Source organism: Roseovarius litorisediminis (genome assembly GCF_900172295.1).
GTDB classification, from domain to species: Bacteria; Pseudomonadota; Alphaproteobacteria; order Rhodobacterales; family Rhodobacteraceae; genus Roseovarius; species Roseovarius litorisediminis.
This window is the reverse complement of sequence record NZ_FWFL01000030.1, coordinates 1-1,512: the sequence shown is the minus strand read 5'-3', so window position 1 is coordinate 1,512 and position 1,512 is coordinate 1. Positions and strand designations below refer to the sequence as shown.

1 protein-coding gene is annotated in these 1,512 nt (G+C 53.5%); it reads right to left on the bottom strand.

Translation table 11 applies throughout. From position 1 onward, the window contains the following. Window positions 1-74: 74 nt before the first annotated feature. Window positions 75-1,426 (bottom strand): IS3 family transposase gene (locus tag PEL8287_RS19635; RefSeq protein ID WP_139837885.1). Its coding sequence is split into 2 segments (ribosomal slippage): window positions 75-1,090 and window positions 1,090-1,426, totalling 1,353 coding nucleotides; the frame shifts between segments, so codons are not numbered across the junction. Window positions 1,427-1,512: the final 86 nt, after the last annotated feature.

Sequence of the window (1,512 nt, the reverse complement as noted above, 5' to 3'; positions counted from 1 at the left end):
TGTCCGTCGTCAGGGTTTTTGGCACCAAAGGCGGCTTAAACTAAGAGAGTTTTCGGCTCATCTGGTTGATTGCATTATGCGGCACGTTGTCTGTGATGCAAGCGTCGCGCGTCGATGGTCTTTCGTTTGATCCTTTCCCTTTGCTGCAAAATGGCTTTGTCACGTCCGAAGTAGACATCAGCGGGTGTGACGTTGTTTAGGCTCTCGTGGTAACGTTGGTGGTTGTAGTGATCGACGAAGGCTTCAATCTGGGCTTCGAGATCACCGGGCAGGAAGTAGTTTTCCAGCAGGATGCGGTTCTTCAGAGTCTGATGCCACCGCTCGATTTTGCCTTGGGTTTGAGGATGATACGGCGCACCGCGCGAATGCTTCATGCCTTTGTCCTGCAACCATTCGGCGAGATCCCCAGAGACATAACTCGAACCATTGTCACTGAGCAGACGCGGCTTGTGGACGACATGAACCTGATCACAGCCTGATGTCTGCAAAGCCAGATCCAACGTGTCCGTCACATCTTCAGCCCGCATGTTGGTGCAGAGCTTCCACGAGATGATGTAGCGGCTGTAATCGTCCAGGATCGTGCTGAGATAGAACCAGCCCCAGCCCAAAACTTTGAGATAGGTGAAGTCCGTCTGCCAAAGCTGGTTGATCGCCGTGGTTTTGTCTTTGAACTCACTCGCAGCCTTGATCACGATGAAGGCAGGGCTGGTGATCAGGTCATGTGCCTTCAACACGCGATAGACGGAAGCTTCTGATACAAAATAGCTTTCCCTGTCGGTGAAGGTCACTGCCAACTCTCGTGGCGATAGCTCCGTCTCCGTCAATGCCAGCTTCACAACCTTGCGCCGCACCTCGTCAGGGATGCGGTTCCAGACATGCTTTGGCTTGGGGGATTGGTCCGCCAACCCAGCCTCGCCGCGCTGCAGGTATCTGTCGTACCAGCGATAGAATGTTGTGCGGGGGATGCCCAGCTTGGCCAATGTTTGACGCGCTGACAGATGACTTTCTTCGACCAGCCGAATGATCTCAAGTTTCTCAGATGCAGGGTATCTCATTCTTGGTCGCCCCCATCGCCGATCATGCTTTTTTTGAGCAGTCGGAGTTCGAGCGTTTGTTCCGCCACGACCTCCTTCAGATCGCGGGCTTCGCGTCGCAGGTCCTTCACATCGTCGGTAGTGGCAGCACGCGCTGTGTCACCTGCCAGACGTCGCTTGCCAGCTTCCATGAAGTCCTTAGACCATTTGTAATAGATACCCTGCGATATGCCTTCTCGGCGGCACAGTTCTGCAATGCTGTCTTCGCCACGCAGGCCGTCCAAAACGATCCTGATCTTCTCTTCAGAGGAATACTGTTTGCGCGTCGCACGTTTGATATCTTTGACGATCTTCTCGCCAGGGCTTTTGCGGGTTCCAGTTGTCTTTCTCATCGTCCACTCCTCAGTGGTTACGATGAGCCAAGAACACTCCCTTATCAAATCACCCTATTTGGACCCATAAGCGCTGACGTCAGACA